Here is a 25550-nt window from a genome sequence, read left to right as displayed (position 1 = left end):
AAACAAAATAGGAACGTGTCCATAGACTTGGCAAGTGTTGAAGATGAGGAAACTCTCCTCTCAAACGCTTCGATGTCACTCCTTTAATTTTCGCCATTGTGTCAGCAGGACTAAGTGTTGGTAGTGTATTTAAGAGCAAGTAAACATGGTCTTTGCCGCATTCCATTGCGACAATAGCAACATCCATTTCTCCGCATATTTCTTGAACCAACTCTTTGAAACGTTCTTCTACTTTTATGTTAAGAAAAATCTTTCTTCTGTATCGTGGGCAAAACACAAAATGGTAGTTAATTAATGACACAGTTGTTTTGGTTCTTCTATAATCATGTATCATATTCACATTGTATCAGTTTTACTTTTAAACTACACCACAAAAGATACCAATATTTTGGATACTTAAAGTACCACAAACCTTGCGATTTTCAGTGGTACTCCGTATCCAACCTCACTTTCATCCCATGCCTAAAGGCGATGGGCTTTCCCGTTCGGAAAGGGCTGTAAAATTGGTAATTTGTATAGAGGAAGATACAGGATAATTAACTTCATCATATTAATTTTAAGTATTTCTCCCCCCTTAATCTTTTTGATTATAAATGCCATTAAAATTAATTGAATTATTTATTCTGGGATTACTAAACTCAGTTTTCAGTTGTATTTATTTTATAATACTCTGCTGCTGTGTACATATTCCATCGCCAGAAACTAGATCCCTGAGATACAATATACCGGTCTAAAAAAATTTCAAAATTGGAATGGAGGGGATGTAAGTCTAATATATCATCTCCTAACAACAAATAATCTGGGCTATTACTTCTAGCTTTACTGTTATCAACTACTAAATAATTTTCATGCACATGTGCAATTGGATACACGTCTTTTGGTAGTTGTAGGTTACTATGTGTGACTTCTATTTCATTGAGAGAAAATATGCTTATACCACCACCTATATTTATATCCCCTTCCAATAACATTTCAAAGATGCGAGCTCCATTGTGTTGTTGTAAAAAGATTTTATAATCTATAGGTAATGTCCATTCAGTATTATTTTCGAATGATTTAATTTCTCTTTGTTCTACTGGTGAATTAAATGAACAAGTTACTGTACTAGTATTTCCTTGTTCATTTTGTAAATTTAATTTATTGTTTGCTTTACTTAATCTTTGTTTTAAGGAATCTAAACTTTTAAGAATGATAGTGTTTTGCATATTATTCACCTAACTTTAAATTTTAGTAGGCAGACCACCATGGGTTTACAATCTGTTGATGAATTTGACGTGGTAGAGGGAATAAATTATCAAAGGAACTATTACCTTGCCAGTACTTTAAGAGCTTATAACCGTTATCGGATAATGTATATGTTTCTTCAAAGATCTCCATATCAAAAACCTCTACTTGCCATTTTTCAATTAATTGATAGTAAAGTAACCCTTGAAGTGCATCATTTATTTTTTCAGGTGAATACTTATCCTTGAATAAATATAATAAATGATTAAATCGAACAGATGTATGGATACCAATGAAAGAGAGTATGGCGTACTGTTCTTCTGTTAAACACCGCTTAAACTTTACCAATTCTTCACAAGAATGGAATACATAGGTTTTATTGAGCCCATGAATCCGATATATATGAAGTCCCTATAATTCCTCATTTGATAAATGAGGAATTATAGGGTATAGGTAGATATAATCTGTACCCTTTTTATACTTGAGCTGTTGATACCCGCGTTGTTCTCGTTATATCCATATCTATGCCATATGTAAACTGTAATTCTTTACAAACATCTTTAATTAAAATTGCAACATTATACTTCTCATTAAATTGTAAAACGATGTTTTCTACTTCTTCATATGTATACTTATATTCCCCTGTAATGACACTTTTTAAATCAAAGCATTCATTTATGCAAAGTTGCACAAGTAGCTGGTCATATTTTTCTATTACATCTTCTTTCTTCCACAGTACCTCTTTTACATATAACCGATCAAACTTCACGCTTTCTCGATTACAATCCGTTAAAATCCGGGTCATTTCATTTAATTCTCGATACAATTCAGAAATATTTTTGCTTAAACTAAGCAGTTTATCTACGCCGTTTTCATATAACATATTCATTCCACCCCCGCATTTTCTTCCTCTTATTATAGCAAGAAAATTCTAAAAATAGTTTCTTTCTTCTGAAATATTAGGAAACGAATTTCGATTGCTTTACAATGAAACTAGCGAACACGAAAGGGGAAAGAAAATTGGAGCAAAAATTATATTACACTGACGCTTATAAGCAAGACTTTACTACAAAAGTTATAAAGCAAGATTATGATAAAGACGGTAACTTATACGTTATTTTAAACGAAACGGCATTTTACCCAACAGGTGGCGGGCAGCCTCATGATACTGGAACTTTAAATGGCATTACTGTATTTGGTGTTGAAGAAGTCAACGAAGAAATCCGCCACTTCATTACAGAACAATTACATACAGAAGAAGTAGAAGGTAAAATCAATTGGGAGCGCCGTTTTGATCATATGCAACAACATGCGGCTCAGCACATTTTATCTGCTGCTTTTTGGGATCATTTTAACATACCTACGATTGGATTCCATCTTGGTAAAGAAACGGTAACAATCGATTTAGAAACAGGAAATCTGCATACAGAAACAGTTGAAAAAGCAGTACAAATTGCGAACAAAATTGTTTTTGAAAATCATCCAATTCTTATTAAATGGATGAACTTAGAAGAAGCGAAAACATTACCACTTCGCAAAGAACCGACTATGACAGAAAATATACGCGTTGTTATTATTGAAAACTTTGATTATAACGGCTGTGGTGGAACGCACCCGAAACGTACAGGTGAAGTAGGGCCTATTCAAGTACTAGGATGGGAACGTAATAAAGGCGGCATACGATTAACATTTATCGCTGGTTGGCGCACACTTAAATTAATGGGACAACAGCAACAAATTATGAAGGATGTTTTTAAACAATTAAACAGTAGCGAAGCTGATATTCCAGCAAAAGTAGCACAACTTCTTACTTCTCAAAAAGAAAATGAAAAAGCAATGCAAACAATGACTGAAAAATTATTATATACAGAGGCAAACGAACTACTTCAACAACCTACCAAAATACATGCTGGCATACTTATTTCTAAAGTGTTTACAAATCGTTCTATGCAAGAAATCGCAAAGCTATCCGCTATTATTACAGAACAACAAGAACATGCCATTACATATTTCATTATTGAAAACGAGGACAAATTACAATGTATTCTTGCTTGTGGAAAAACAGTCACGCTTGATATGAGTGCTCTTTTAAAAGATGCACTTCCTGCAATTGAAGGAAAAGGTGGCGGAAATAAAAAAAGTGCTCGTGGCGGTGGGAAAGCGATTATGACTGGGGATGAGTTTTTAAATCAACTTGTTTCTTCTTTACAGTCAGCAGTGTAAAACATGTTATGAAGGATAGCGAACGGCTATCCTTCAACTATATTTACAGGCCAATATTTTGTTTCAATCCTTGGTAACTCCCTGCATTTGCAAACCCTTCATTTACAAGCTTTATAAAGGTTTCCGAAAAACCATGCTGACTTAATTCGTCTATTGGCATCATTTGTACATCATGAATCGGATTATGATCAAATTCATTTGATGGTAACATAATTTCCCCTGCAATCTTTTCCAGTAAAAATGTAATATGCAATAAAGATCGGCTAGCATCTGGTTTATCACAAACATAGAGTAGCTTCTTAATTTTAACTTCTAACCCTGTTTCTTCTCTCATTTCTCGAACCATTGCTTCTTCTAACGTTTCACCATTCTCTACCCTTCCCCCAGGTAAAGACCAACTGCGATTAGCAACTTTTTGCTTTACTAGCAATACTTTTTCATCTTCAATTAAAATTCCAGTAACACGAACTTGCATTACATTTTCCATATACAATCTCCTCTTCCTATTAAATTTACAAATAAATCCTTCCACAAAAAGAACGTATGTTTTATAATTAAAAAAAATTATGGAAGAAAGAAGTTGTTACATTCATGCGTCCATCTTTAACAAAGTCTATATCACTTGAAGATTTCCAAAACTATTATTGGTTAAAAACAGAACTGCAAACATTTTGTCGTGAGCATGGGTTGCCAGCTAGTGGCTCTAAGATTGAAATAGCCAATCGTATCTCCCATTATTTACATACTGGTAAAATATTAAAAAACAGCTCTGGTCCAAAAGCGAGTAAAACTTCCCTCTCTTATAAAGACCTTTCTCTTCAAACGATTATTACTAACAATCACCGCTGTAGCGAAGATGTTCGTGCTTTTTTTAAAGAAAAAATCGGAACAAAATTCCGCTTTACAGTAGCTCTTCAAAAGTTTTTTAAAGAGAATATTGGAAAAACATATGAAGATGCGATAACGTTTTGGTATGAAGAAAACGAACGAAAAAAAGACCCTACATATAAAACAACTATCAGCACGCAGTTTGAATACAATCGCTTTACTCGTGACTTTTTCGAAGATCCAAATAACAAAGGAAAATCAAAAGCTGATGCGATCGCTGCTTGGAACGAAATAAAAGCAAAGCCTGGTAGCAATGCTTATGTTCCTCAAAGAGTAGAAAACTAGTTCCTTTCTAGTTTTCTACTTTCTCAAATAATAGAGCAAGACCTATCCCGCCCCCTATTCCTAATGTTGCTATTCCATATTTCATACGCTCCCGTTTCGCCTGATAAAACAAGCGCGTTACAAGCATAGCTCCAGATGCACTGTACGGATGACCGAGTGCAATTGCACCACCATTTACATTTAATTTTTCATATGGAATTTGTAACTCCTTTGCACAAGCTACAACTTTTGAAGCAAATGCTTCATTTATTTCAAAATAATCAATGTCCTCTACTTTCATATTCCTTTCGTTTAGTAATTTGTTCACCGCAAATATTGGACCAGTCCCCGGAAGGTTGGGATCCACTCCAACTACAGCACTACAAACAAAACGAAGAATAGGCTTGTATCCTAATTTTCGAGCTTGCCGCTCTTCCATTACAAGAACTGCACACGCCCCGTCGTTTACACCACATGAATTCCCTGCCGTTACTGTACCATTTTGTAGAAATGCGGGTTTAGTTCTTTTAATCATTCGTTCATAATTCATTTCTGGCTTTATAGACTCATCTAACAATCCATTAAAAGACAATATTTCATCATGTATATATCCTTTTTCTAACGCTTGCAGTGTTCGTTTGTAGCTGAGGCAAGCATACTCATCTTGCATTTCTCTCGTTATGTTATAACGCTCTGCAACATATTCAGCCGCTACTCCCATATCAGGATCACCAATTGTTTCTGGTGAAAATCGTGCTCTATTTTGAAAAGGTGACGTACTTGTACTCTCTACTCCTCCAGCGATATAGTACTTACCTGCTCCCCCTTGAATGAGATGACACGCAGTACGAATCGCTTCCAATCCAGCACCACATTGCCGGTCAATCGTTACGCCAGGAATATGATAACCGAGCCCCGCCTCTAATATAGACAGCCTTGCAATATTTCCTCCTGGCCCAACAACATTCCCTAATATGACATCATCTATTTCTCTCTCAATTCCTTTACTTAAAAATGTAAGAAGTGGCGTTGCTAATTGCTGAACTTCATATTCTTTTAACATCCCATTCTTCTTACCGATAGGAGTTCTTTTCGCCTCTACAATAACCGCTCTATTCATATATCTTCTCCCGGTTTTCAATCATACTTTTTGCTGTAATACGGGCAATCTTCCCGCTATTTGTATACGGTATTTCATCAACGAAATACCATTCTTTCGGTATTTTAAAAGAGGATAATCGTTGTAAGCAAAAACTTTTTAATTGTTGCTTCGTAGCACTTCCTTTTACAACCGCGACAGGTTTTTCACCCCAGTAACTATCTTCCACACCAATTACAACTATTTCATCAACAGCTGGATGTTCATGTAATACGCTTTCTATTTCTTCTGGGAAAATATTAATTCCTCCAAATAAAATCATATTCTTCTCTCTACCGACAATATAAATAAATCCTTCTTCATCTTCATAACCTACATCTTGCACTGTCATCCAGCCATCTGCATTCAACTCCCGTGCTAAAACCCCATCTATTATGTATCCCATAAAAAACTGATCACTTTTCACATAAACAGTTCCTATCTCACCTTTCTGTACTTCTTTTCCTGCCTCATTACATACTCGAACTTGCACATTGTGACAAGGTTTCCCTACTGAATTTGGCCTTCTTTCGCTCTCTTTATCAACTAATGCTGTTACAAAACTCAGTTCCGATGCACCATAAAATTCATATCTTTTCGCATAAGGAAATATATTCTTTATTTTTTCTTTCGCTCCAGCTTCCCATTTCGCCCCTGACGAAATAATTTTCATTTTATTTTCTATCACTCTATTTTCTTTATATAAAGCTTCAAGCATTGTCGGAACTGTATACATAACTGATATATTTTCAGTTTCTAACTTATCTAGTACTTGATTTGGAATGAACTTTCTCATAATGTGAACCGTTTGTCCTACATATAATGCGCTTATTGCCCCGTATAAGAAAAGAGAATGAACAAGCGTCCCAGCTATTAAAATCGAATCCTCTCTTTTCATATGAAAGTCATGTACATTACAATCAAAACTATGAAGCCACGATTGTTGCGCACGTAAAAACGCTTTTGCTTTCCCAGTCGATCCTGATGTGAATCCCATATAAAAAGGAGCATTTTGTACATTCTCTATAGGGAAATATGTAGGAAGATATTTCTCAATCATCCTTTTCCACTCATCAATTTCAATTACTCTTCCTTCTTCATCCGGTAAATCATTTAACTTATATCTCTCTGTCACAATCATATCCGGATTACTAATTGCAATTCTTTCTTTGAGCTCATCTTGTTTCCACTTTATATCTAGTGGCACACAAACCCATCCGGCCATAGCAGCACCAGCAAATAGTTGTAAAAACTCTATACTATTTTCTAATACAATCGCTATCGTTTTATTCTTCGATTCTTTTTCATTCAACCAGTTTGCTACTTTATACACTGACTCAAACCACTCTTTATATGTTAAAACTCGATCATTTTCCTTTATTGCTATTTTATTCGGTTGTACAGAGGCATGCTTTTTATATTCTTTTGTAATCCCCATATGAGACGTCCTTTCTTGACAAAATAATAAAAAGAAACACGTAATGAACGTGTTTCTTCTCTTTCTTATCCCGCTTTTGTATATTTCCCACTCTTTAAAGCAGGCGTAATAATATGTTTCAATGAACGATGTAATTTCGTTACAAGAATTGCTGCTATAATTGCTTTTATGCAATCACCTGGTAAAAACACAACACTCACTTTCATCGTTTCCCATACAGAAATATCCATTACGAAAGCTTGCACAAGGATACCAAATACATAAACTATGAAAATACCACCAATTATATTAATACATAATACTTTTATAATAGAAACTTCACGTAAACGCTCAATTAAATACCCTATGACAAACGCTCCAACAATATAACCAAGTAAATATCCTGCACTTGGCCCAACAAATACACTAAGGCCACCGCGTCCACCAGCAAGTAATGGTGCTCCTACTCCTACAATAAGTAAGAAAACAAGCTGACTTAATGCACCTAGTCGTGAGCCTAACAACCCACCAGCAAGCATAACACCGAGTGATTGTAATGTAATTGGAACTGGTGTAATAGAAAGAGCAATTGGAGGTATTAACCCTAACACTCCCATAATAGAACTAAATAAAGCGACGAAAACTAAGTTTTTTGTATTCATATTTGCTTCTCCTATTTGTAAACTTAAAATTACTTTCAGATAACATATCACAGAAATTATATTATCTTTCCGTCTTTCTTTTGTCAACCTCCAATTCATTTAAGTTTACAAATAAAAATTCACTTATTTCTCTCTATGCAAATGCTCAAGTTCTTTCCGAAGCGCTTGTTTTAAAAACTTCCCAACAGATGTTTTCGGTATTTCTTCCATAAATACAATATCGTCTGGTAACCACCACTTCGCAAACTGTGGTTTTAAAAACTCATATATTTCCTCTTTCGTAACTGTACTATTTTTCTTTTGAACGACACACGCAACAGGGCGCTCTTGCCACTGCGGATGAGGAACAGCAACGACAGCTGCTTCAAATATAGCATCATGTGCCATTAAAGCATTTTCAAGGTCTACTGAAGAAATCCACTCGCCTCCACTTTTAATCACATCTTTCGTACGGTCAACAATTTTCACGCAGCCTTCCTCGTCCACTGTGACAACATCACCAGTATATAACCACCCATCGCGAAAGCCTTCAACAGTACGATCATCGTTATAATAGCTTTCAGCGATCCACGGTGCTCGTAAACATAGTTCTCCCATCTCCGTACTATCCCACTTCACTTCACCATTTGTACCGACTACTTTCATCTCTACACCAGGAACAAGATACCCTTGTTTTGATCGAATTTCTAATTGCTCTTCATACGATAATTCTGTTTCATAACTTTTTAAACGTGCAAGTGTTACGAGTGGGCTTGTTTCGGTCATACCATATGCATGGATGAACGGAACATTATGTTTCTGTTCAAATGCTTTAATAACGCTTTTGGGTGCAGCTGCACCTCCGCATAGTATTCTCGTCATACTAGATAAATCGTAACTATTATTTTCTAATTCTTGTAATACGCCGAGCCAAATTGTCGGCACACCGGCAGCTAACGTCACTTTTTCTGATTGAATCATTTCTAGTAAAATTTTCGGAGTAAACATCGGTCCTGGAAGCACTTGTTTTGATCCAAACCAAGTAGCAGCGAAAGGCAGTCCCCAAGCATTCACATGGAACATCGGTACAATCGCCATTGCCGCATCACTTTCCGATAATGCAGCTGTATCTGCTAAACCGAGTGCCATACAATGCAATACAGTACTACGATGCGTATATACAACACCTTTTGGATTTCCTGTAGTCGCTGACGTATAACACATACCAGCAGGTGTATTTTCATCAATATCTTTAACGAATTGGAAAGTTGGATCGCCTTCTTCTAATAGCTTTTCATAATGATATACAGGTTCTAGCGTAGTATTTGGAATTTCATCTTTATCAGTCATAATAATGTAAGCTTGTACAGTTGATAATTCAGATTGAATTTTTTCAACAAGCGGTACGAGATCTTCATCAATAAGTAGAATTCGATCTTCTGCGTGCCGAATAATGTATGAAATATGTTGAGGAGATAAACGAATATTAATTGTGTGTAAAACGGAAGCAATACCAGGAATAGCAAAATACGCTTCCACATGTCGATGATGATTCCACGCTAACGTTCCTATACGCTCGCCTTCTTTAATTCCTAATTTTTTTAACGCACTGGAAAGCCTTCTCGTTCTTTCACCTAACTGCTTATACGTTAATGTCGTAACTGTGTCATGTGTCCGTGAAACAATTTCTTTCTTCGAAAACAGTTTTTCTGCTCTTTCCATCATAGAACTAATTGTTAGCGGTACATTCATCATCATATTGGTTACATCCCCCTTTAAAGCGTTTTCATTTTTTGTTTATTATAACAGACTTCTACAAATAATCACGACATTTTTCTGTATTTTCTGAATTATTTCTTTGGAAATAATTCAGAAAATACTAAGAGAAAACACATTAAAACTCCTTCTTACGATATATAAATACCGAAATAACAAAAGAAAAGATATATATGATAACGCCCAATATTGTATATAGAATTGAAACGTATACAGATAAATTTAAATTTGATATTGGAAATTGTTCTATTAGATAGCCAATTACACTTTGTAATCCAAAATAAGTTACAAGTCCCCCGCATGCGCCTCCAATTGTAATAGCATCAGATTTTTCTGCTCCAAAAACATAGAGAAGTGGGTAAGCTATTGCTCCGGCATTAAGGATGATAAACGTCCCTAAAGAAACACTCTTAAATATCCCATCATCAATTGGTGTATCTGAAACGAAACTATGTATATAAAATATGCCATACGACAATAAAGTACCAATAATTACAACTAAAAAATAGAAAAGGTAATGACTTTGTACAATGTTATTTCTAGTAATCGGTAAAGTAAGTACATATTTTTCATAACCTGACTTACTCTCATATTTAATAACTTCAAGTGCAGGAATTGCAGCAAATAAGATAATGAATGTAGCAATTAAACGGTACATTGAAGCATTACCAAAATAAAAAACAAATCCCGATCCTAATATCGCTATTCCCATGAACGTAAAGAAAGTTCGATACACTAGATAATAGTTTGTCAATAATAAACCTCTCATTTATTTTTCACTCCTCGTTAATAAGACACTCATTTCTTCTATCGAAATGGTTCTATGAGCAATCCCATTTGGTAGTTTATGCACATCTGATACAAGTACATTGAAATAAGAGCCATTATTCCTTTTCACCACAACTATATCTTTGTTAATTAAAGTTAGTTGTTCTTCATCAACATCTACAATGGCATAATTGTTCAAAACCTTATTCTTTTCTTCATTCAATAAAATTTCTCCATCTTTTATAATGATAAGATGGCTAGCTATTTTTTCTACATCACTCATAATATGAGAAGAAAGTAGTATACCACCATTACTTTTACTCACAAAACTTTTTAACTCCTCTAATACCTGCTCCCTAGATGAAGGATCGAGACCTCCCGTCGCTTCATCTAGGATTAATAATTTTGCATTATGTGACAGCGCAACAGCTATAGTTAGTTTCATTGACATTCCACGCGAGAATTTACCTACTTTCTCATTAGTAGGTAAAGAGAAAGAATGAACTAATCGGTAAAAATTTTCTCTATCCCAAGATTCAAACATCTTTTCAAAAACTTTATTTAGTTGTTTTATTGTAAGATGAGCCGGGAGATTCATAGCATCAAATACGACTCCTATCTTTTCCTTAATCTTGGCATCTTTATTTATATTTTCTTTACCAAATATTTTTACTGTACCATTATCTTTAGAAATTAATTGTAATACTGTTTTAAAGGTTGTTGATTTCCCAGCTCCATTGTTACCAATGAATCCAACAATTGATCCAGACGGCACATTGAAAGAAACATCTCTTAAAACAACTTTATTTCCAAATGATTTACTTAGATTTTCAATTTCTAGAAGATTTGACATCATTACACTCCTATCTTAACTTTTCATAAAAATATGTTTTCTCCTATTAAAAATTATCCACCTTTTCTCTCACTTTTTTTTTCAGTTTAAAAATAAGACGATTACTATACTCTTTATTTTCTACTAAAATTCGATACGCCTCTAATACTCCTAACACACGAACAAAAAGATAAACTCCAATAGCAATAAGTACAACACAATAAGGGTGATACTGGACTAATTCTCCTGAAGTGATATGCTTTTTCTCAAATAAAAAAGGTAGCGCTCCTGCTGCTATAAAACAAAATCCAACGATTATTACTACAGCATACTTTTTCTTAATAATTGCATATCTTGTTGTCAATTCTTTTAGAAAGTTTTGATCAAATAATAATTCTTCCTTTTTTAATACATTGTATCGACTCTCTTCTATCATTACAGGTACCATCATTGCTCCAATACCAAGGACAGCAATAATGATGACAAGGAACATAGACATTGTTACATTTTCTTTAAATAATAAATACGGTATTGTAGATAAAATGAGCAAACTAAACCCTAGCGCTATATATTTAGAAATTTTTTGTCCGTACACTATATACCCTTCTGCCATTTCCTGACTTACGTAATAGCCATCCACATTTTCATTACTTTTCTCTGCAGTTTCTTTTAATAAATAGTCGAGTGATACTTCAAAAACATTTCCAATCATTATTAACTTTTCAGTTTCAGGAAAACCTTGACCGTTTTCCCATTTACTAACCGCTTGCCTTGTTGTATTTAATTTTTCAGCTAATGCTTCTTGAGAAAGGCCCTTTCCCTTTCTTAATTTAAAAAGCTTTTCACCAAATCCCATATGTGTGTGTCCCCCTTTGTTTTCTTACCTAAATTGTATGTAAACATTGCCCTTGTCTCTATCTTCCTGCGGTTGCACTTTGTCAACTTACGGTTGCGAATGTGTTATATAGCGGTTTTCTATACAATTTAGCTAGTTTTCTTTTATGATTATGGTGTGAATAAAAACCTCCCATCTCAATAACCAATTATAACAATTAAAGGTAATTATTGTTACCCAAAAATAAAAACTCCTTTATTTATTTAAAGGAGTTTTCGATATGAAATATTTCTAGAATGGCTAATTTTCTATCTCAATTAATTCACAATTTCTTCTATACATTTTTGTACGTTGTGCAACGATTCATAAGCATCCCACACAGTATATGTTGTTATCTCTTTATATAAGGCATATTCATATATATGTAAAATATTTCTCCTATTAACTTCCCTAATAAAAACACTTTTTAATAATCATAACGGCTTCTGCTTAAACTTTTCATAATGTCGTACTTTTAATAAAAGGACATTCCCGCAATCTGTACAAATATAAGCATCTACTGGTGAAGATGTGAACATCGTCTCCTTTTTCCGTATTTGTGCATAACCGACAAACTCACCTTCTCCTATGTTATGAGAACCACAATTAGAGCATGTCTGCACGTCTTTCTGTTTCATGAGAGCACCACCTTTAATCTGTTTCCACTCCCTTCGACAGTCCACTTCCATTTCCCTTCCAAAAAACTTCATATTCTCTTACATTTCAACAGGAATATCAGAACAAACATCGTATATGTACTATGAAATATATTTACTGACGGAGGAATTATATGAGTACAATTATGACGCCCAATACAGCACAAGAAATAGAAAACGCAGAAATACATATGCTTTCTTCTAGATTAGAGGCACTACAAGCGATAAAAGAAAATCCAATGCAAGTACAAATAGAACAATTCGGAAGTGCCACCGCCTTTTCATCAAAAGTAATTGCTGGTCCTGCTTTTAATACGATAAAAGGTATTACAAATACAACTCAGATAGATGAAATCATCTCTTATTATCAATTACTACAAATCCCTTGTCGTTTTGAAATTACGCCAGCGCAAGGTACAGCTGAACTATTTCAATACTTATCTGAAAAAGGTTTTTATCAATCTAGCTTCCATACCGCTTTATATAGTACACCGCGAGAAGATCCGTCCCTTCTTCCTTCTAACATTTCAGTACGCAAATTAAAAGAAAATGAGTTTAATGTTTTTGCAGACATATATGTACGTGGATTTAACATGCCATCCTTTACAAAAGATGGTGTGCGCCAAAATAACGAAATTCTCCACAATAAACCAGGATGGCATTTTTTCATAGCTGAAGTTCAAAACATTCCTGCGGGCATTGGTGTCCTGTATATAAATAAGGGTGTCGCATCATTAGCTGCTTCTGCTACTTTGCCAGAATTTCAGCGTAAAGGTTGTCACACTGCATTAATTCAAAAACGAATTGAGACAGCTATTGAATCCAATTGTCATTTAATAGTCGGACAAGCAAGATTCGGTAGCAGCAGTCAAAATAATATGGAACGTGCCCATATGAAGATCGCTTATACAAAATCAATCTGGACCGCCAAAAACATATAATTAATATTCTTTCTCTTCTCATTACAACTTTATACACTTTATGACAATTCCTTTTCAACTCTATTAATCATTTGAATATTCAAACTAAATCTGTTACGCTATTGCTAGATACATCATTCAACTTGCAATATGAAAAGAGAATTCTAATCAAACTACAAGGAGGAGAAATGTATGACTAAACATGATCATGGTTTAAAAGAAAAAGTAGAAGGTGCTATTGATAAAGTAAAAGGCGAAGTAAAAGAAGTTGTCGGGAAAGTAACTGACAATAAGAAATTACAAGCTGAAGGAAAATGGGATAAGGTAAAAGGCACTGCTAAAGATACTGTCGGTAATGTAAAAAAGAAAGTTAATGAATATAATGAATATAAAGAAAATAAATAAAAAAACGAAAATGTATGGTTGTGCAAGTAGTAAGTTACTAGATTTGAGAAAAGAGAAATTGCACCCATAAAAAATCATTATAAACGACAAATAGATGCCTCAAGGCATCTATTTGTCTATAAATAACTATTTTAATTACCCAACCCTTAAGCTTTTCCTTACTAACATTTTCTAACATAATGCCTTTGCTACAGTAAAGGCTTACTTTGTGAAATTTGGTTTTAGGTCACCTGTATAGGGTTCGTGCTCAACAAAGATTTTTATATCTTTTCCATTCGCATCTTTCCCCATTCTTGTATACGTAAATTTCGCTTTATTTAATTCTGTAAGTTCAAGAACTGCACCGTATTTATTATTTCCTAACGAAGCGTGGGCTCTTATTTTATTACTATGTACAACATCAAAGAAACCATAGTCTCCACGGCTTTCTCCTGTATTCACATTGAAAAACTCATATTTATTTGTATTTTCATCATATTTTGCTAGACTGATTAAGTTTGAATTGTATTTTGTTACATTATTACCTTGTTCGTCTAATACCACCGTTCCATTCCATAGTGTACTAGATAATATTTTATCTCCATCAACATCCGTAACTATTTTACCCGTCGAGCTCTCTAAATTTTTATCAGGTCGCGTGAAAGATAGCTCTTTTTCATGATAAGGAACATGTTCAACAAATACTTCTACATCGTTCCCTTTTGCATCTTTCCCCATTCTTTTATATGTAAATTTCTCCTTATCTAATTGCGTTAATTCAACAACTGCTTGATAATTTTGCGTCTCAGAAATTAGTACTCTTTTCTTTCCATCATTCGTTATAAAAAAGGTACCGCTATCATTACGACTCTCTCCTGTACTGGCATTAAAAAATTCATACCTTGCCGTTTTAGCATCATACTTTGCAAGCCCGATGAAATTTTGATTTTCTTTCGTTACATCATTATGATCTTTGTCATAGACTTTTGTCCCTTGCCAATTCGTTTCACCAAGTATGCTAGCTAATAGTTGCCCTTTTGTTTCTTGAGTTTGCTCAGTTTCTTGTATTGCATTGTATAAAAATTGTGCGTACTGTTCACGCGTCACATCCATATTTGGAGCAAAATTCCCTCCGCCTACTCCTTTTGCAATATTATTTGTTTGAACAGCACTAATTGCATTGCTTGCCCATGAGTTCGTTGAAACGTCATTAAAAGTATGATCACTCTTTGCCTTTAAATGAAAAGCATTTGTAAGAACCTGTGCCATTTCTGCACGCGTTAAGGAAGCCTTCGGTCTAAAGTTCCCATGCTCGTCACCCTTAAAAACGCCCATTTCTGTTAAAGACAAGATTTCCTTTATATAGCTTGTCGACTCTTTACTTATGTCCCCATATGGGTTCTCATAATTTTTGCCTTCTGCCAAATTAAAATAACGATATAGTAAAGCTGCAACTTGTTCACGTGTCACGTTATCTCCAAAACCAAATCTCCCATCATCATAGCCGAAAATGATTTTCTCACCTGTTAATTGCTGAATCGCCTCATATGCCCAGTGCCCCTTTGGAACATCTTTGAATACACCAGTATGATTCGTGTTTGGTGTAACTACTTCTGCTTTCACCTCTCCAGTCGTTTCACTTAATAGACTTCCACCTAAAACTGCTGATATGATACATGTTTTTAAAATTGTTTTATTCATAGCTTCCCAATCCCTTCCTTCATTTAACAAATAATTACACCGCTTTTCTTTCAAAAGAAGATTCTATATGCGCAATTTATGTTATAAATTTTGATTACAGCTAATGGAATACAAAGTGTTACAAATCCAAATTTCTTATTTGTAGTATCAATAGCTGCTATATATAGGAATTATAAATAGCAACTATAAATTGCCCATAAACAAATTATTAAAAAAAGATAAAATTAAGATTATATATTTTTAATCTCAATCTTTTTATAAAAAAACGTTCCTTTTGGCAAAAAGATGGCTTGAAATTAAATGTTCATTCCATTTTTTTGTTTATGCTATTATGATAAAAGAAAGAATATTTCGAAATAACAAACCTGAATTTGGGCAGAAATGAGGAAAAGAAATTGAATATTGAGCAACAATTATATGATGTGGTGAAACAGTTAATTGAACAAAGATATCCAAACGATTGGGGTGGAGCCGCAGCGATTCGTGTAGAAGATGGAACAATTTATACAAGTGTTGCTCCAGGCGTAATAAATGCTTCAACAGAACTTTGTATGGAAACAGGTGCAATTTTAGAAGCTCATAAATTTCAAAAGAAAGTTACACATTCTATTTGTCTTGCGAGAGAAAATGAGCATTCTGAATTAAAGGTACTCTCGCCTTGTGGTGTATGCCAAGAACGTTTATTTTATTGGGGACCAGAAGTACAGTGTGCGATTACAAATGCTAAACAAGATATTATTTTTAAACCTTTAAAAGAGTTGCAACCATATCATTGGACAGAAGCATATCATGATGAAATGGCAAAAGAATGGAGTACGAGATAGAGGAATAAGTTTCATTATTTTCCTGATGACAATAAAAAAATGTCACGGCCTTTTCCAAATAAAACATCGGAAAAGGCCGTGACATAACACTTATTTTATAATTGACGGAAGTTTACTTCCCTTCACTTTTTTCTAACACATACAAATCTTCTTCAATATTAGATAGTTTCTCTGTTACAAGCTTTCTAGCATCTCCAATTGCTTGATTGTATGCAAAAGGTCCTACTAATTTAATCATTTCTTCTATTAAACGTTCTGCTTGAAAACGCCCAATTTCATCTAAATCTTCTTCAACGAAAAATTGCTGAATTTGTGCTACAAGCTCTTCTTTTTTATCATTTGGTATTTTTATATTCATCATCATTTATTACTCCTCTATATGTAAGATAGTATGTTTCTTAACTCTACCATAGAAAAACGCTTTCCAGGACAACTTTTTGTAACGCCTTCTAGCTCCCTATGACCGAGTATATTTTCTTTCTTTATAGCAAACCGATTCATAAACATTTTACATAAAGAATATAATGCATTCATTTGTGCGGTAGTTGGATCATATTTATCAAAATTACCCGTCATACATATTCCAATTGTATCTCTATTATTATCTTTCGCATGCGCTCCAATATGTAAACCACGTCCTTCGACTACAGTTCCATCTGCTTCGATAAAATAATTATAACCAATCCCGCTCCACCCTCTTACTTTTTGATGAAATTCATGTGTTTTATACACATCCCATCCATCTTCGGATGTGTGGTGGATAATCAGTTTATTTACTTTTTCTAAAGGAACTAATTCATCTTGAAATGTTAAATTAACACATTTAATTTCCATTTGAACATCCTCCCTTAAAAATCAATCATCATCATTGTTTTATCATCTGGTCTTATTCTCTTTTCCCCTTCTAGTTCTTCAATAATTGCTACATATTCATTTATACTATTCTTTCTTATATATGCAACAGTTTGTTCGAGTGGCCAATCTGGGTGGAATAATCCGTCTGAACAAATAAAAATCCCGCTTACTTCATCTATATGTAATTCCCCATGCTGTAAATAATGAATCGCTTCTTTCATTCCATTTGCAACAGAATACCCCCCCTGCATATTTGCAAGATAACGATTATATTTTAACTGTTCCCGCACATCTTGAAAAACATGTTCTTCTGGTACAGATACCCCTTTTTTACGATCTTCTTCTCTTTTCTTTTTTGCTCGTTTACTAATTCCTTCGACCGTGTCTTTCGTTAATACTTGCATCGTTCCATTTTGAAGTATTGCAACAATCATACAGTCCCCTAATTGTGCATATTCAATTTTCTCACCAACTATTTGGACTGCCGCGATACATGTGCACCACAAATGCTCTTTCTTTCTCGTATCTACTCCATATGCTAACATTTTTCTTTGCAATGCTTCATTTGCTTTTGCAACTGCAACTTGTAAACTATGATTTTCGCGGAATGAATTAAAATAACTTGCAAATAAATGTGAAGCGATGTATGCTCCATTATGTCCCTTTTCATCACGAAACGGGACAAGTGGTGTTGCACCGTCACATACACCATAAATCTTTTTTTCTTCATTACAAAAATAAGAATCCTCACATTCTTGCTTCAACGGGCTTTTCTGTTGATATGTTTTTATCTTCACAACTGTATCCCCTTTCAAATGGTAAAATACTCAAATTCTTTTGATTAATCTAATTTTCCAAAATAAACTGTTTTTACCCAAAACTTTCAATATCATATATAATCTTGAAATAATATGAATTTTTCAGTGAAGGACGGGAAAGAGATGGTCAGATTTCTTGGTGTTATTATTGGTTCTATTATTATCGCGATTGCCTTTAATCTTTTCCTTATCCCCCACAAAATTTTAAGTAGTGGAATTGGCGGAATTGCTATTATTTTAGGGATTGTAACTCCTGTAAACACAGGTATTATTAACTTTGTATTAAACTTACCTATCCTTATTTTAGGATACATAGGTCTTGGAAAAAAAGTCATTTTTAACACGATTGTCTCTGTTATTGTATTATCTGTTGCATTATACTATGTTCCAGTGAAAGTCGTAGCAACAGATCCACTTTTATCCTCTATCTTTGGTGGTGTTATTGCCGGAGCTGGTATCGGTCTTGTTTTTAACTGTAATGGATCAACTGGTGGATTTGATATTATCGGTATGTTGTTGTCTCGCAAAAGAGATATTAAACTTGGCGGATTCCTTATTGTTTTAAATGCAGTCGTTGTAATCATTGCAGGATTCTTCTTCACTTGGGATGTTGCTCTTACAAGCTTACTTTCGATTTATGTAACTGGTAAAGTTATTGATGCTATTCATACGAAACATCGGAAGGTTACACTTATGATTGTAACAAATGAAGCAGAAAAAATGAAAAAACAACTTCTTTCAACTGTTGTACGTGGCATTACATTACTTGATGGCGAAGGTGCTTATTCTAGCGAAAAGAAACGTGTACTTATGACAGTCGTTTCTCGTGAAGAATTAGCAAGTATGAAATTAACAATTTCTGAAATTGACCCTCATGCATTCGTTAACATTACAGAAACAGTTGAAGTATTAGGATTGTTTAGAAAAGGTTAAAAAACTAGGTGGATTTCCACCTAGTTTTTATTTTCCATAAATTCAATTCGATTTCCGAACGGATCTGACACATAAAATCGAATTACATCTGGTCGTGCATGATCATCTATTACTTCAATGCCTTGCTGTATTAACGCTTGTTTAAATTCATCTATTTTTAAAACATAAAAAGCTGGATGCGCCTTTTTAGCTGGATTGAAGTTTTGCTCAACTCCGATATGAATCTCTTGATTTCCACACTTAAACCAGCACCCACCGCGCTTCTTTAATTCCTCTGGCTTTTGGATTTCCTCCATACCAATTTTATTACTATAAAACTCTCGTGCTTCTTCTTCACACCCTACAGGCGCGGCTACTTGTACATGATCGATACCTTGAATATAATTTCTCATTTTCTCTCCCCCTCTTCTACCCTAATGTTATAAGGAAAACCTACTCCTGTAACTTACAAATGATTTATAAAACAATATAAGCTCCCCTTATTACCACCCTATACGCACTTTTCAAAAATAAAGAAAACAAAATTTATTATATAACTTCCATTTTTTATAGAAATACACATTACATCTATATTATAGTTATGAATAGACAAATCTTTTTAGATGCTATTTGTACGGAGGAACTATTATGAGTCGTAAAAAATATTCATCAACTCAAAGAAAACGTCATCCGAACATTTCTAGACGTTTACGGAACCATATACAAGATTGTTCATTAACAGAAATGTACGCATCTCTGTTCGAACACAACCCTGATGGTATTATTTCATTAAATTTAGAGGGAATTATTATACACACTAACCCTTCTGCCGAAAGAATACTAGGTTACACTTCTTCAGAATTAGAGCGAAAAAGCATTACCTCGATTTTAGAAGCTCATATTTCTGAGCAAGTATTACAAAATATAAAGAATACGGAAGCGGATAATCAACAAGAGTATATTTTATCTATTTATCATAAAGATGGATTCTTATTAGATGTCGTGACAAAACTAGTTCCTATTTTTGTCCAAAATCGTCTAACTGGCGTATATGCCATTATGAAGCCTCTTGAAAAATCAGAAAGAATTGAGAAAAAGCTGAAAGAAAGTGAGAAGAGATTACGCACATTAGTAAACTCCATGCCTGCGTTTGTTATATTTAAAGATCATGAAGGGCGCTGGCTTGAGGCAAATGACTACGCACTTTCTTGCTTCAATTTCCATCATGTACCTTACCACGGAAAAAAAGATAGTGAACTCATTCAATATAATGAAGCGTACCGAGAAGCTTTTTTACATTGTGAAGAAGTCGATGAATTAGCATGGCAACAAAGACAAATTCTTCATGGTGAAGAATTTATTATTCATAGAGATGATTTCGACCTAATCTTAAGTATATCGAAAGTTCCTCTCTATCACCCTGACGGCTCCCGTAAAGGTCTTATCGTAATGGGAAGAGATATTACTGAGCTAAAGGAAACGGAAAAGTTATTACGAAAATCTGAAAAGCTCGCAGTAGTCGGACAACTGACAGCTGGAATTGCTCATGAAATTCGAAATCCACTCACTTCTCTAAAAGGTTTTCTAACATTGCTACTCCCTGAAATAAATGAGGAGCAGAAGTGGTATATCGATGTTATGTTAAGTGAAATTTCACAGATGGAATCTATCACGAGTCAATTTATGGCGATGTCTAAACCACAAGTATTAGCAATCCAAACTTGTAACATACAAACTTTAATTGAAGAGGTAGTTACATTTATTTTACCAACCGCAATTATGCATAGCGTTCATATCATTATGGATCATTTTGATTACGTATATGACATTCAATGTGACGGTAACCAATTAAAACAAGTTTTTATAAATATATTAAAAAATGCGATTGAAGCAATGCCAAATGGCGGAAATATTTTCATCCAAACAAAACCATTAGAGGGTAATTTCATCTTAATACGGATCATCGATGAAGGTTGCGGTATCCCAGAAGATCGTATCTCCCGTTTAGGCGAACCGTTTTATAGTTTAAAAGAAAAAGGCACAGGGCTAGGATTAATGATGTGTTACAAAATAATTGAAGAACATCATGGTAAATTACACATTTCAAGTGAATTAAATAAAGGTACGGTCGTTGATATTCACCTACCACTTTCTTCACCTCACCTTGCAATCCAGTCTTAAATAATAAAAGAAGCATCTGCTAACGATTAGCAGATGCTTCTTTTATTATTTATACTTATAGAACTGTTTTTCCATACCATTCTTTTGCTTTTTCTACTTCACCCATCGTTAATTGATGTCCTCTATTTTCCCAATGCATTGTTACATTAGCGTTTGCATTTTCTAATAGTAGCTTCAATTCCTCTGACTCAGAAGATGAACAAATTGGATCATTTGTCCCAGCAGCAATAAACACGGATTTCCCAGCTAAATTAGGCAATTGTGTTCCTCTTCTAGGCACCATTGGGTGATGAAGCACAGCACCTTTTAACGCATTTTCGTAGTGGAATAATAAGCTTGCCGCAATGTTTGCTCCATTTGAATAACCGATAGCTACAATGTTGTTTCTATCAAATTCATATGTTTTGGCAGCTTCGTCTAAAAACTCATTTAATTCCTTCGTACGGAAAATAAGATCCTCTTCATCAAAAATACCTTCTGCTAATCGACGGAAGAAACGTGGCATCCCATTCTCTAATACATTTCCACGGACACTTAATACTGAAGCTTCCGGATCAATTATTTCTGCAAGTGGTAATAAATCTAATTCATTACCTCCTGTACCATGAAGTAATAGCAATACTGGTTTTGACGTATCTTTTCCTTTTTGAAAAACATGTTTCATCATAATCCTTTTCCCCTTTCAATCACTTTAATCTAAATTTCTCACTTCAAATGGTAAAAGCGTTTGTTCAATCTGTTTTCTATGTTTTTCATATTGTTCCGGTAACTTTAATTCCTCACCCATCGTCTCTAACGATTCATCATGAGCGAAACCAGGGGGATCTGTTGCAATTTCAAATAAAATTTCACCGTGTTCTCTAAAATAAATTGCGTTAAAATAATTTCGATCTTGTACAGGAGTTACGTGGTATCCAAAACGGGACACATGCTCTTTCCAGTCTAGCTGATCAGCATCGTCACTCGCTCTCCAAGCAATATGATGCACTGTACCAACGCCGATTTGACCGCGTCCGATTGTCGATAATTTCAAATCAATAATATTGCCAATATTAGCAGAAGAACGGAATCGAACAAATTCACCCTCTTCTCCAATTTTCTCAAGACCCATGATATGTTCTAACAGTTCAGCAGTTTTTTGAGGCTGCGTTGATAAAAGAACTGCACCGCCAAATCCTTTAATTGCTACTTCTGGCGTAACTTCTCCAAAAGTCCAATTATTTAATTCACCTTCTTCTCTTTCTACTAATTCTATATGCAAACCATGTGGATCATCAAATTCTAAGTACTGTTCTCCAAATCGAGTCATTTTTGTATACGAAATATCGAATTTTTCTAATCTATTTTCCCAAAACTCCATTGCCCCTTTTGGTACAACATAAGAAGTGATTCCTACTTGACCGTCACCAATAACTCCTTGACGAGCACCTGCCCATGGGAAAAACGTAATGATTGTTCCCGGTTTTCCTCCTTCATTACCAAAATAAAGATGGTACGTACCTGGATCATCAAAATTCACTGTTTGTTTCACTAAACGTAAACCTAACACACCAGCGTAAAAATCTACATTTTCTTGTGGATGCCCTACAATCGCTGTAATATGGTGGATGCCCATTGTTTTCTTTTCCATTTCTTCCACTCCTTTTTTATTCCATTATAAAAATTGCTTTACATTAAGATTCATTATTCATTTTGTCCATACTGACTAGTAAAATCCGTCATGATAATTTTATCTCGAATTCGAGATATTAATTATAAAATTACACATTAACTTCCAGTTTATCAATTTATCTCAAATTCGAGATAATTATTTAAAAAATATTTAACCCATTTGAAATCTTTATTCAAAGTACAAATTAACTTGAACCCAAACTTATTATAAGCTACTTACTTTTAGTTGTCAATAAGTTCCTTATTTTCATTTTAAATAAAAAGAGAGTAAACGCTAGTTTCGTTTACTCTCTTCGCTAATCATTTCGTTTCTTCTTCCAGCACTGCTTCCATCTCATTAAATTCACGATGAATCGCTTTAACTGGTTCTTTCGTTAATAAACTTATAACAATCACAGCTAATAAGCTACAGAAGAATCCAGGTACCATTTCATACATAGTCGCTTTTAAACTTGGAATTTGTACCCAAGTAATTACAACTACTGCACCAACAATCATCCCAGCAAGAACGCCCCATTTGTTCGTTCTTTTCCAATATAAGCTTAATAAAATGGCAGGTCCGAATGCTGAACCAAATCCTGCCCAAGCATAACCGACGAGTGTTAAAATTGTATCACTTGGATGATACGCTAAAACAACTGCGATCATAGCTACTACTAAAACTGACAGTCTACCGATAAATACAAGTTCTTTATCACTTGCGTTACGACGGAAAAATGTTTTATAGAAATCTTCCGTTACTGCACTTGAAATAACAAGTAATTGCGAGGAAATACTACTCATTATAGAAGCTAATATAGCTGACAATAAAAACCCGGTAATATACGGATGGAATAAAATGTTTGAGAATGTTACAAAGACCATTTCTGGGTCTTGTAATGTCCCATTATTTTTAGCATAGTAGGCGATACCAACCAAGCCAGTAAGCATTGCACCTATAATGGAAATCGCCATCCAACCGATACCGATTCTACGAGAAGTTTTCAAATCTTTAATAGAGGTAATTGCCATAAAGCGGACAATAATATGTGGTTGACCAAAATACCCAAGACCCCATGCTAAAAAGGAAATAATACCAAGAATTGTGGTCCCTTTAAACATATCTAAATGCGATGCATCAACTTGCTTAATCGTATTGAATGTTTCTGTTACACCACCGACATCTGTAAAAGCAACAATTGGTACTAATACGAGAGCAATAAACATAATACACCCTTGCACAAAGTCGGTCCAACTTACTGCTAAAAAACCACCGAATAGTGTATAAGCAACTACGACACCAACAGTTACAAATAAACCAATTTTATAATCAAGGTTGAAAGAATTTTCAAACAAACGTCCACCTGATACTAAACCAGCCGACGCATAAAATGTGAAAAATACTAAAATGACGATAGCGGAGACAAAACGAAGTATTTTCGTACGATCTTTAAATCGATTCTCTAAAAAGTCTGGAATCGTAATTGAATCATTAGCCATTTCTGTATACGTTCGCAAACGCGGGGCAAGAATTAAATAGTTTACATAAGCACCTATTAATAAGCCTATCGCAATCCACACACTTGATAACCCTGTCGCATACATCGCACCAGGTAATCCCATTAGCATCCAACCACTCATGTCAGAAGCACCAGCTGATAAAGCTGTAACTGCTGGACCGAGTCCCCTTCCGCCTAACATATAATCTGATAAATCGGATGTCTTCTTATAAGACCAATAACCGATATACAACATACCTGCCATATAAATAGCAAGCGAAACCATAATCTCAATCTTCACCAAATCTCTCCCTTAGTTACATAAGCCATTCAAAATTTCGAAAAATGACTTTTTCTATTTTCTTGTTTTCGCTTATGGTTCCCTACCTTAACAAACATTTTTTGTTCTTTCAAGTGAACAGGTGTTTTTTACTGCATGTGAAAACCTTCGTAAACGCCTTTATCCCAGTGGATTACCCGGTTTTTAAAAGAAATTAAAGTAAAAATATTCAGAAAACAAAAAAACACTTTTCCACTTCTTATTTTCATTTATTTATCCGACAAATTTCCAAAAGAAAAAGCCATACAAATGCATGGCTTTTAGCTTATTGGCATCGTAATTTTCTCTTTCTCTACGTAAACTTTACGAAATTTTATATAGCAGCCAATACGCCAAGGTACTATATAACAAACCGCAAGGGTGTAGAAAAGAATGCCGATTGACTTTGGATCTAAACCTTGTAAATGTCTTCTAAAATAAGCACGTAAAAGAACGATAACTAAAAATGTAGCAATAAAAGCAATACTTTTTTTCGCATAAATTTGACCATCTTCTCTCACTTCATACCCACTTAAAATAATAAGTGGAATTGACAATAACAGTCCAATCCCAGCAGCTATCCCAATTTGCCAACCAGCAAGTTGTATCGGTGCAGCATATAAAGAAAAACCTGGTAATAAAAAGAATAATGGCAATAATAGTCGTCTTCCTTTATTTTTAATTGGTCGATTCATAGAACGCATACGTCTAAATATAACGAGCCCTATGACGAGTAAAAAAATTGTAATACTGTACGAACCTTGCTGCAAGTGAATCTCTCCCTAA

General features: G+C 34.4%; 28 protein-coding genes and 2 pseudogenes. 7 read left to right on the top strand and 23 right to left on the bottom strand.

The features are described 5' to 3' along the window. From tnpA to RCJ96_RS24450, 4 genes and pseudogenes are all read right to left on the bottom strand, one after another. On the bottom strand, positions 1-334 hold a 334-nt coding region (tnpA, locus tag RCJ96_RS24465), incomplete at its 3' end, for an IS200/IS605 family transposase (protein WP_446699867.1). A gap of 304 nt (positions 335-638) precedes the next feature. Next, positions 639-1205, bottom strand: coding sequence for an SMI1/KNR4 family protein (locus tag RCJ96_RS24460; RefSeq protein ID WP_001181681.1), 567 nt, complete (start codon positions 1203-1205; stop codon positions 639-641). A gap of 91 nt (positions 1206-1296) precedes the next feature. Next, positions 1297-1626 (bottom strand): annotated as a pseudogene (locus RCJ96_RS24455) (hypothetical protein); the annotation flags it as partial. A 73-nt stretch (positions 1627-1699) separates the two neighbouring features. Further along, positions 1700-2107, bottom strand: coding sequence for a hypothetical protein (locus RCJ96_RS24450; RefSeq protein ID WP_000965142.1), 408 nt, complete (start codon positions 2105-2107; stop codon positions 1700-1702). 137 nt (positions 2108-2244) lie between these two features. On the opposite strand from RCJ96_RS24450, the gene RCJ96_RS24445 reads away from it, so the two are divergent. Then, on the top strand, positions 2245-3447 hold the full coding sequence (locus RCJ96_RS24445; protein WP_416503866.1) for an alanyl-tRNA editing protein: 1203 nt from the start codon (positions 2245-2247) through the stop codon (positions 3445-3447). 43 nt (positions 3448-3490) lie between these two features. On the opposite strand, the gene RCJ96_RS24440 is transcribed toward RCJ96_RS24445, so the two are convergent. Next, on the bottom strand, positions 3491-3934 hold the full coding sequence (locus RCJ96_RS24440; protein WP_416503867.1) for an NUDIX hydrolase: 444 nt from the start codon (positions 3932-3934) through the stop codon (positions 3491-3493). A 104-nt stretch (positions 3935-4038) separates the two neighbouring features. On the opposite strand from RCJ96_RS24440, the gene RCJ96_RS24435 reads away from it, so the two are divergent. Then, complete coding sequence (locus RCJ96_RS24435; RefSeq protein ID WP_416503868.1) at positions 4039-4620, top strand: DUF6434 domain-containing protein; 582 nt, start codon at positions 4039-4041, stop codon at positions 4618-4620. 7 nt (positions 4621-4627) lie between these two features. On the opposite strand, the gene RCJ96_RS24430 is transcribed toward RCJ96_RS24435, so the two are convergent. The 9 genes and pseudogenes from RCJ96_RS24430 to RCJ96_RS24390 form a co-directional block, all read right to left on the bottom strand. Beyond that, entirely contained in the window at positions 4628-5719 is a 1092-nt protein-coding gene (locus RCJ96_RS24430) for an acetyl-CoA C-acyltransferase (RefSeq protein WP_416503869.1), read from the bottom strand. Continuing rightward, positions 5712-7175 (bottom strand): acyl-CoA synthetase, encoded by a 1464-nt coding sequence (locus RCJ96_RS24425; RefSeq protein ID WP_416503870.1) that lies wholly within the window; start codon positions 7173-7175, stop codon positions 5712-5714. Before RCJ96_RS24425 ends, RCJ96_RS24430 begins: the two co-directional genes overlap by 8 nt. A gap of 65 nt (positions 7176-7240) precedes the next feature. Further along, positions 7241-7816, bottom strand: a complete 576-nt coding sequence (locus RCJ96_RS24420) for a biotin transporter BioY (RefSeq protein ID WP_001093345.1) — start codon at positions 7814-7816, stop codon at positions 7241-7243. Between the two features lie 123 nt (positions 7817-7939). Beyond that, a complete protein-coding gene (locus tag RCJ96_RS24415; protein WP_416503871.1) occupies positions 7940-9553 on the bottom strand; it encodes a long-chain fatty acid--CoA ligase in 1614 nt (537 codons plus the stop codon). Positions 9554-9689: 136 nt separating this feature from the next. Continuing rightward, entirely contained in the window at positions 9690-10340 is a 651-nt protein-coding gene (locus tag RCJ96_RS24410; RefSeq protein WP_074609069.1) for an ABC-2 transporter permease, read from the bottom strand. Beyond that, positions 10341-11192 (bottom strand): ABC transporter ATP-binding protein, encoded by an 852-nt coding sequence (locus tag RCJ96_RS24405; protein WP_074609067.1) that lies wholly within the window; start codon positions 11190-11192, stop codon positions 10341-10343. 46 nt (positions 11193-11238) lie between these two features. Then, positions 11239-12027 (bottom strand): helix-turn-helix domain-containing protein, encoded by a 789-nt coding sequence (locus RCJ96_RS24400; protein ID WP_000505634.1) that lies wholly within the window; start codon positions 12025-12027, stop codon positions 11239-11241. 299 nt (positions 12028-12326) lie between these two features. Next, positions 12327-12461: pseudogene (locus RCJ96_RS24395) on the bottom strand (GNAT family N-acetyltransferase); the annotation flags it as partial. An 18-nt stretch (positions 12462-12479) separates the two neighbouring features. Continuing rightward, positions 12480-12683 carry a hypothetical protein gene (locus tag RCJ96_RS24390; protein WP_000810208.1) on the bottom strand — a complete coding sequence of 68 codons (204 nt, stop codon included), beginning with the start codon at positions 12681-12683 and terminating at the stop codon, positions 12480-12482. Between the two features lie 152 nt (positions 12684-12835). Here RCJ96_RS24390 and RCJ96_RS24385 point away from each other — a divergent pair, with 152 nt between their 5' ends. Beyond that, positions 12836-13642 (top strand): GNAT family N-acetyltransferase, encoded by an 807-nt coding sequence (locus RCJ96_RS24385; RefSeq protein ID WP_074609065.1) that lies wholly within the window; start codon positions 12836-12838, stop codon positions 13640-13642. A gap of 171 nt (positions 13643-13813) precedes the next feature. Further along, positions 13814-14026 carry a CsbD family protein gene (locus tag RCJ96_RS24380; RefSeq protein ID WP_416503872.1) on the top strand — a complete coding sequence of 71 codons (213 nt, stop codon included), beginning with the start codon at positions 13814-13816 and terminating at the stop codon, positions 14024-14026. 201 nt (positions 14027-14227) lie between these two features. On the opposite strand, the gene RCJ96_RS24375 is transcribed toward RCJ96_RS24380, so the two are convergent. Beyond that, a complete protein-coding gene (locus RCJ96_RS24375) occupies positions 14228-15706 on the bottom strand; it encodes a DUF4822 domain-containing protein (RefSeq protein WP_139302842.1) in 1479 nt (492 codons plus the stop codon). A 395-nt stretch (positions 15707-16101) separates the two neighbouring features. Here RCJ96_RS24375 and RCJ96_RS24370 point away from each other — a divergent pair, with 395 nt between their 5' ends. Further along, positions 16102-16530 carry a cytidine deaminase gene (locus RCJ96_RS24370; protein ID WP_001019674.1) on the top strand — a complete coding sequence of 143 codons (429 nt, stop codon included), beginning with the start codon at positions 16102-16104 and terminating at the stop codon, positions 16528-16530. Between the two features lie 112 nt (positions 16531-16642). Here the strand turns inward: RCJ96_RS24370 and RCJ96_RS24365 are convergent, their stop codons facing one another. From RCJ96_RS24365 to RCJ96_RS24355, 3 genes are read right to left on the bottom strand one after another with little or no spacing between them, the layout of a single operon-like run. Then, the gene (locus RCJ96_RS24365) at positions 16643-16894 is read right to left on the bottom strand and encodes a DUF2164 domain-containing protein (RefSeq protein WP_001983516.1); all 252 of its coding nucleotides are present in this window, start codon (positions 16892-16894) and stop codon (positions 16643-16645) included. Positions 16895-16905: 11 nt separating this feature from the next. Beyond that, complete coding sequence (locus tag RCJ96_RS24360; protein ID WP_000402965.1) at positions 16906-17364, bottom strand: peptidoglycan recognition protein family protein; 459 nt, start codon at positions 17362-17364, stop codon at positions 16906-16908. A gap of 14 nt (positions 17365-17378) precedes the next feature. Beyond that, positions 17379-18200, bottom strand: a complete 822-nt coding sequence (locus RCJ96_RS24355) for a protein phosphatase 2C domain-containing protein (protein ID WP_139302841.1) — start codon at positions 18198-18200, stop codon at positions 17379-17381. Between the two features lie 126 nt (positions 18201-18326). Here RCJ96_RS24355 and RCJ96_RS24350 point away from each other — a divergent pair, with 126 nt between their 5' ends. Beyond that, on the top strand, positions 18327-19136 hold the full coding sequence (locus RCJ96_RS24350) for a YitT family protein (protein ID WP_000251338.1): 810 nt from the start codon (positions 18327-18329) through the stop codon (positions 19134-19136). Positions 19137-19156: 20 nt separating this feature from the next. Here RCJ96_RS24350 and RCJ96_RS24345 read toward each other — a convergent pair whose 3' ends face one another. Beyond that, positions 19157-19528, bottom strand: a complete 372-nt coding sequence (locus tag RCJ96_RS24345) for a VOC family protein (protein WP_074609058.1) — start codon at positions 19526-19528, stop codon at positions 19157-19159. A gap of 235 nt (positions 19529-19763) precedes the next feature. Between RCJ96_RS24345 and RCJ96_RS24340 the strand changes: the two genes are divergently transcribed. After that, the gene (locus RCJ96_RS24340; protein WP_000087685.1) at positions 19764-21296 is read left to right on the top strand and encodes a BA3702 family sensor histidine kinase; all 1533 of its coding nucleotides are present in this window, start codon (positions 19764-19766) and stop codon (positions 21294-21296) included. A gap of 55 nt (positions 21297-21351) precedes the next feature. Here RCJ96_RS24340 and RCJ96_RS24335 read toward each other — a convergent pair whose 3' ends face one another. From RCJ96_RS24335 to RCJ96_RS24320, 4 genes are all read right to left on the bottom strand, one after another. After that, a complete protein-coding gene (locus tag RCJ96_RS24335) occupies positions 21352-21963 on the bottom strand; it encodes an alpha/beta hydrolase (protein ID WP_061131655.1) in 612 nt (203 codons plus the stop codon). A 24-nt stretch (positions 21964-21987) separates the two neighbouring features. Further along, on the bottom strand, positions 21988-22926 hold the full coding sequence (locus tag RCJ96_RS24330; protein WP_416503874.1) for a ring-cleaving dioxygenase: 939 nt from the start codon (positions 22924-22926) through the stop codon (positions 21988-21990). A 341-nt stretch (positions 22927-23267) separates the two neighbouring features. Continuing rightward, positions 23268-24746, bottom strand: coding sequence for a sodium/proline symporter PutP (gene putP, locus RCJ96_RS24325; protein ID WP_416503875.1), 1479 nt, complete (start codon positions 24744-24746; stop codon positions 23268-23270). A 299-nt stretch (positions 24747-25045) separates the two neighbouring features. Beyond that, the gene (locus RCJ96_RS24320; protein WP_001183914.1) at positions 25046-25534 is read right to left on the bottom strand and encodes a cytochrome c biogenesis protein CcdC; all 489 of its coding nucleotides are present in this window, start codon (positions 25532-25534) and stop codon (positions 25046-25048) included. Positions 25535-25550: the final 16 nt, after the last annotated feature.

Source organism: Bacillus sp. BSL6, assembly GCF_052928345.1.
The sequence above is the reverse complement of the archived record's forward strand: the minus strand, read 5'-3'. Positions and strand labels throughout refer to the sequence as shown.